We start from the raw sequence: 6745 nt of genomic DNA on the forward strand, positions 1-6745 counted from the left end.
TCTCCTTATTTGCCCCAAGCGGCCGAACCGCCGGAAGAGGCGTTCCGCCGCCAGCCCTTTCTCGCCGCAAGGACAAGCGTCAACATGATCAGCGCGGTCAGGATCTCCATGATGAACCGGCACTCCAGCCACACCATGACCGCCCACTGGTTCCGATATTCATTGGCCCAAGCCGTATAAAAGAATGACAGAATTCCGAACAGGCCGCACAGAATCCAGTTGATCTTCGGTACCGGCCACTGCTCCGTCTGAGGGAGATGCCGGGGGCGAAGCGACTTGATGAATTCCATCGCCCCGTGGAAGGTGATCATGGTAAACATCAGGGAGAGCACGCAGAACAGGATCAGGAACGTGAACAGCACCCGTTGGACGAAACCGTACTGCATCTGCATGGAATCGGAGGTCACGCTCCATAAGAAGACGTATTGATCGACGGCCATCGTCCCGTGAAAGCCGATTGGAATAAAGAAGCTGAAAAAGGCGAAAAAGCAGCAAATAAGCGGAATCAGCCATTTGTGCCGGATTTTGAACCCTTTCGGGTGGAGACGGTTGAACAGCGCGATATTCATATGGCCGGAATAAAGGAAGGTCGCCGCGGCGACGCTCTCGAAAGTCGGCCGTTTCCGGACGTAGCCTGCCACGACCCGCATCGCGTCCCAATTGACGGAAGAGTCGGTGAGCGACTTGTATAACAAGATGAAAGCAAGCGGGGAGATGACGACGATCAGGATTTCCAACGTGAACTGGACGGAGCGGGAAGACCTGGATCCGGCGCATACGCTGGCGAAAGCGACAAGCGCGAGGAATACGTAATCGTTCATGTCGGGGTTGAAAAAGATGCTCATCGTGCGCGTAAAGCTGTACAGCGCCAGCACGCCCCCCGAGATCAGGATGGCCGTAGAGGCGGAGAGAACGACCGATGCCATCCAGTACGGCAAATACTTCTTCATGATTTCCGGCGCTCCCATGCCCGGAAACCGTTCGAAGCAGGACGTCGTGATCCACGAAAGCGCCGTTCCGACCGCCATCGCCGTGAGAAGCCCGGAGACGGCGCCGCCAAACCTCTCCTGGATCAGGATATGGGGAATGAACAGCATGATGTTCATCATCCCGACGTAGAAAATATGATAGTAGAAATAGCGGTTCACGAACTTTCCGCCCCTCTCCTCGCCCGTCTCTGTTCTTCGCCCTGCTTGAAGAGCGAAAGGTAGGGCTGTCCGAAACTTCGCAAGTTGCACAGATAGACGACGACGAGAAACATCGTAATGATGACGCCGACCATTCCGTAGAAAATGGAGGCGACGACGAATATGTACTTCATGGCACGGATCGAATAGCTGAACGAGCTGTTCGGAATGACGAAGTTGGAGATGGCGACCACCGAAGTGACGATGATCATGATGCTGCTGACGAGACCGGCCTGCTGCGCGGCCTGTCCGAGGATGAGACCGCCTACCGTCGCGGCGGTCGAACCGACGAAGCGCGGCAGCCGAATGCTCGCTTCGATGAGCGCTTCGATCATGAACAGCATGATGAACACTTCGATAAAGGACGGATAAGGTACGGCCGCGCGGCTGCCGTCGACCGAGAACGCCAGCTGGACGCGGAAAAATTCCGGATTGTAAGACGAGATCGAGATGTAAAGCGACGGCAGCGTCATCGACAGGAGCATGCCGATATAACGGAAGGCGATGATGAGCCGTCCCATCCAGAACGGTTCGTAGTCGTCGTCCATCGCATGCATGAAATCGAAGAAACGGACGGGAAGCGCGATGGCGAACCGGCTGCCGTCCACGAGCAGCGCCACTTTTCCCCGCTGGATAAGCTGCGCGATCCGGTCCGGACGCTCGGTCTTCAGCGTGATCGGGAACATGCTGAACCTGGAGCCGCCCATATACATTCCCAACTGCCCCGACGCTTGAACCAGCTTCATTTCGATGTTTTTAAGCTTTTTGCGCAGCTCTTCGAGAGAAGGCTCGTCGACTAAATTCCGATCGTAGAAAATCATGATGCGGGTGTTCGACAGCTCGCCCTTCTCCAGCTTTTCCGCCTGCAGCGTCGGGGAATTGTAGCGCAGGCGAAGCAGGTAGGTATTCAAGTCGAGGTCTTCGGTGAAAGCCGATTGGGGTCCTTGCAGCGAAGCTTCCACTTCGGTGTCTGCGGGCTTGTCCTGCATTTTGCGGATGGCCGCGTAGCAAAAAACTTTCCCCTCGTATTCCAGCAGCGCGCAGCCTTTGAGCAGCATATTGCCCCATTCCTCGGGCTTGCCGGCTTCGATGAAGCAAAGATCGCTGTTCAGCATCCGGCGGAACTCATCCGGGTCGAAGCGATAGGAGAACGGGATGAGAATGCCGTCCTTGATCTCCTTTAAATCGCACATGCTGGGGAAAAAGCACAGCTCCATCCTCGTATAGCCGTTATCCATCGTCTCCATGGTCAGGTCGGCGGGGTCTTTGAGGATGGATTTGATCCGGTCGAGCATGAGGCTGCTCCTCCTTCCAATTGATTCCACCGGATTAGAATGCCCGCAATTTGCCAGAGCATACCGGGAGGCTCTCCCGGAGGGAACTTGAAGCGCGGGATTGCCCGGGATGATTTTGAACCGGCTCTCTGGTAAAATGGGAAGGGTTTACGTTCAGAAACATGCCGGGAGGAAAAAGAATGAGACCAGACGGAAGGCAGCCCCGCGATCTGCGGCCGTTCGCCGTAACGCTTCATCCGAATAAATATGCAGAAGGCTCCGTGCTCATCGAGATGGGCGACACGAAGGTGCTCTGCACCGCGACGGTGGACGAGAAGGTTCCGCCGTTCATGAAAGGACAAGGACGGGGCTGGGTAACGGCGGAATACGCCATGCTGCCCCGCGCCACCCAAACCCGCAACCAGAGAGAGTCGATCAAGGGAAAGCTTGGCGGCCGGACGATGGAAATCCAGCGCCTTATCGGACGCGCGCTGCGCTCGATCGTCCGTCTGGAAGCGCTCGGAGAGAGAACGATCACGATCGATTGCGACGTGCTGCAGGCCGACGGGGGAACGCGGACGACTTCGATTACTGGAGCGTTCATCGCGTTGGCGCTGGCCGTGAACAAGCTGGCGGCCTCCGGCAAATTCGCCCGCTATCCGATCACGGATTTTCTCGCCTCGGTAAGCGTAGGCGTCTGGAACGGAACGCCGGTGCTGGATCTGAACTACGAGGAAGATTCCAAGGCGAAGGTCGACATGAACGTGGTGATGACCGGCCGGGGGGCTTTCGTCGAGGTGCAGGGCACCGGCGAAGAGAGTCCGTTCACCCGCGAAGAGATGAACGACATGCTCGCCTTGGCGGAAGAAGGCATCGGCCGGCTGATCGGGCTGCAGCGCGAAGCGCTGGGCGAAGCCGGCGCCCGGATCGGGACGGCGCTGGTATGATGAAGCCGGGGGATACGCTGCTGGTCGCCACCCGCAATGCGGGCAAGACGCGCGAATTCCGCGCCGCATTCGCCCCGCTCGGCGTGGAGGTGAAGGATTTGAACGACGCGGCCGGCGTTCCCGATATCGAGGAGACCGGCGATACGTTCGCGGCCAACGCGCGGATCAAGGCGCAAGCGGCCGCCGACGCGACCGGCCTGCCGGCTTTGGCCGACGATTCCGGTCTGTGCGTCGACGCGCTGGGCGGGGCGCCGGGCGTCTACTCCGCCCGCTATTCCGGCGGAGGGGACGCGGCGAACAACGACAAGCTGCTGCGGGAGCTGGCCGCTCTCGGGAGGGAGCCGGTTCGCGTTGTCTCCAGGGAAGGCGAACCGGCGCTGCGTCTGCTCAGTCCGGCCCGCTTCGTCAGCGCGCTCGCGCTGTGCGAACCGGGAGCGGGCGAGCGCGTCGCGGCCGAAGGAGAAGTCGAGGGCTTCATCGCGGACCGTCTCCTGGGCGCCGGAGGCTTCGGATACGATCCGCTGTTTTACTTGCCCGAGTACGGCCGCTCGATGGCGGAGCTGACGATGGAAGAGAAGAACGCGATCAGCCACCGCGGCCGCGCCCTTCGCATGCTTTTGGAGCGGCTTCGGAGGGAATAGCGCGCTTGCGAAAAAGCAGACCGTCCGACGGCCTGCTTTTTCTTTCTGTTTTACCGTTATACGATTTGAACTTTGTATTCGCGCAGCCAGTAGTCGAACTGCAGCAAGTAAGCGAACAGCTGGGGCGCGGACATCAGCTGGCCGAACCAGGGCAGGTGCGATTTGGCGTCGGCGGTCTCGGCGTATTCCCGGACCTTCTTCGCGTCGATTAGCGGCAGCAGGGGCGAAGAGCGGTCGTCCAGTATCTCCAGCAGACGGCCGCGTACGGCACCCAGGTAGCCGGGGTTGTGGGTTTTCGGATAGGGGCTCTTCTTTCGGTACAGCACTTCGTCCGGAAGCACGCCGCTCATCGCTTTCCGGAGGATGCCCTTCTCCCGGCCTCCCGCCATTTTCAGCTCCCACGGAATGTTGAAGACGTACTCGACGAGCCGGTGATCGCAGAACGGAACCCGCACTTCCAGCCCGACGGCCATGCTCATCCGGTCTTTGCGGTCGAGCAGCGTCGGCATGAAACGGGTGATGTTGAGATAGTTCATCCTCCGCATACGACCGGCGGCTTCGTCCTCTCCGGGCAGCTTCGGCACCTCGGCCACCGCTTGCGCATATCGGTCCGCCAAATAGTCGCGCGCCCGCGTCCGCTCGCGAAGCTCGGGGGACATGACGCTCTCCCTCAGCTCGGGAGCAAGCGACCATGGGAACGTGTCGGCTTCCAGCGCTTCGCGGCGATGGAACCAGGGGTAGCCGCCGAACACTTCGTCAGCGGCTTCGCCCGACACCGCCACCGTCGCTCCCCGCTTGATCTCCCGGCAGAACAAGTAAAGGGAGGCGTCGATGTCCGCCATTCCGGGGGAATCTTTCGCCCGTACGGCCGCTTCCAGCGCCTGCACGAGCTCCGGCGTATCGAATTGGATCGGGTGATGTTCCGTTCCCAGGTACTCGTTCATCCTCCGAATCCATGGAGCATCCGAGTTCGGCTGAAAGTCGTGCGCCGTAAAATACTTATCGTTGTCCACGTAATCGACCGAATACGTGTGCACCCGGCCTTGGCCGGTCGACTCGTAATGCCGGACCGCGAGCGAGGACAGCGCGCTGGAATCAAGACCGCCCGACAGAAGCGTGCAGACCGGGACGTCGGAGACGAGCTGCCGAGCGACGGTGTCCGCAAGCAGCTCCCGGACTTTCTCTGCCGTCGTCTCCTCGTCATCCTCATGAGGGCGGCTCTCCAGCTTCCAGTAAGCCGAGAGTCGGAAGCCGTCGCGGTCGTACGTCAGGCAATGGCCCGGCTTCAGCTCCGCCATGCCTCTCCAGACGCCGTGGCCGGGCGTGCGGGCCGGGCCGATGACGAACAGCTCCGCCAGCCCCTCCCCGTCGATCTCCGGACGGACATCGGGATGGGCCAGAATGGCCTTCGGCTCCGATCCGAACAGCAGCCGCCCTTCTTCGCGGCGATAGAACAGCGGCTTGACGCCGAGCCGGTCGCGGGCCATAAACAAACGTTCGCTCGCGGTCTCCCAGATCGCGAAGGCGAAGATGCCGTTCAGCTTTTCCAGGCAGGACGGTCCCCATTCGACATACGATTGAAGCAGAACTTCCGTATCGCAAGTCGTCCGGAAACGATGCCCCAGCCGTTCCAGCTCGCTCCTTAACTCGGGCGCGTTGTACAGTTCTCCGTTATAGACGATGATCGCTTCCGCGTCCTCGCCGGATTTGGCCGGCCGGACCATCGGCTGCGCTCCGTTCGTCGGGTCGATGACGCTAAGTCTGCGGTGTCCCAAGGCGCAGCTTCGGGACATCCACGTTCCGGTCGCATCCGGTCCCCGCAGCGCCAACGTCTCCGTCATTTTCTCCAACACGGCCGCCTGACGGGTCAAATCTTCCTTCCAGTCGACCCAACCGGTTATTCCGCACATGGCAAATACCTCCTTGAAAGACGGATCCGCCCGGTTGGGGCGGACGACCGTCCGGTTCATGCAAGCCGAGATAAACGTCCAGAGTTCACCATATTCCGGGAAGCCCGGTTTTGACCCTTGTTGCCGGCAAAAAGAAGCGGGAACGGGCCGCCGACATAAGTCGAATGCAGGCGGGCAACCTAACGATAGCAGCCCCGATCCGATATGGGCGCTGCGGAGGAGGGACAGCGCGCCATGCTGCCGATTCGCAAGGCGTCGTTCCGCCGTATGGCGGAGCAGGGCGGCGGCCGTTACGCCGAGATCGAGGTGGAGACGGAAGATCCCCACTGTCCGAGGCTGCTGGCGCACTTTCGCCGGGAGGGAGGCGGGCGCTACCAGCTGGTCCGCGTCTTTCGCCCAACCGAAGAAACGGCTTCCTCGCCGGGAGGCCGCGACGCGACGTTCGAGCTGTTCGCGGGGCCGGACAGGGGCGGCGCGGAGGATCGCGCCGGTTTCGGGCGCCGCTTGCTCGCGTACGGAGACATCCGGGACCAGCTTGACCGCCATCTGCAGCCGAACGGGTAAGGACCGGAAGGGAGGGACGAACGTGGGCAAACGCAAAAAGAACAAAGGCAACGAATACGCCGAACGCGGGGAAGAGTTCGCCGAACAGACGATCAAGCTGAGCCAGAACGAACCGCATCCCGCGCAGAACGCGCCGGCTACTCCGCATAACCGGTAACGGGGCTGATCGGGATCGCGCCGGTTGATTCTTGGGGAATGCCAAAAAAACCAGCTAATGTTTGT

7 protein-coding genes are annotated in these 6745 nt (G+C 60.6%); 4 read left to right on the top strand and 3 right to left on the bottom strand.

The annotated features are described in order from the left end of the window. Positions 1–5 precede the first annotated feature (5 nt). Together H7C18_RS21660 and H7C18_RS21665 are read right to left on the bottom strand one after the other, a co-directional pair. Positions 6–1148, bottom strand: coding sequence for a hypothetical protein (locus H7C18_RS21660; RefSeq protein WP_185131193.1), 1143 nt, complete (start codon positions 1146–1148; stop codon positions 6–8). After that, positions 1145–2482: a spore germination protein gene (locus H7C18_RS21665; RefSeq protein ID WP_185131194.1), complete on the bottom strand. Its 1338-nt coding sequence runs from the start codon at positions 2480–2482 to the stop codon at positions 1145–1147. Before H7C18_RS21665 ends, H7C18_RS21660 begins: the two co-directional genes overlap by 4 nt. A 179-nt stretch (positions 2483–2661) precedes the next feature. Between H7C18_RS21665 and rph the strand changes: the two genes are divergently transcribed. Both rph and rdgB read left to right on the top strand, forming a co-directional pair. Further along, positions 2662–3408 (top strand): ribonuclease PH, encoded by a 747-nt coding sequence (rph, locus tag H7C18_RS21670; RefSeq protein ID WP_185131195.1) that lies wholly within the window; start codon positions 2662–2664, stop codon positions 3406–3408. Continuing rightward, positions 3405–4049: an RdgB/HAM1 family non-canonical purine NTP pyrophosphatase gene (gene rdgB, locus H7C18_RS21675; protein ID WP_185131196.1), complete on the top strand. Its 645-nt coding sequence runs from the start codon at positions 3405–3407 to the stop codon at positions 4047–4049. The genes rph and rdgB overlap by 4 nt, the downstream gene beginning before the upstream one ends. 56 nt (positions 4050–4105) lie before the next feature. Here rdgB and asnB read toward each other — a convergent pair whose 3' ends face one another. Next, entirely contained in the window at positions 4106–5959 is a 1854-nt protein-coding gene (gene asnB, locus H7C18_RS21680) for an asparagine synthase (glutamine-hydrolyzing) (RefSeq protein WP_185131197.1), read from the bottom strand. A 234-nt stretch (positions 5960–6193) separates the two neighbouring features. Between asnB and H7C18_RS21685 the strand changes: the two genes are divergently transcribed. Both H7C18_RS21685 and H7C18_RS35575 read left to right on the top strand, forming a co-directional pair. After that, positions 6194–6523, top strand: a complete 330-nt coding sequence (locus H7C18_RS21685; protein WP_185131198.1) for a hypothetical protein — start codon at positions 6194–6196, stop codon at positions 6521–6523. A gap of 22 nt (positions 6524–6545) precedes the next feature. Next, positions 6546–6680 carry a hypothetical protein gene (locus tag H7C18_RS35575; protein WP_273387514.1) on the top strand — a complete coding sequence of 45 codons (135 nt, stop codon included), beginning with the start codon at positions 6546–6548 and terminating at the stop codon, positions 6678–6680. Positions 6681–6745: the final 65 nt, after the last annotated feature.

Origin of the sequence: Cohnella zeiphila (genome assembly GCF_014212055.1) — a bacterium.
Lineage (GTDB): Bacteria > Bacillota > Bacilli > Paenibacillales > Paenibacillaceae > Cohnella > Cohnella zeiphila.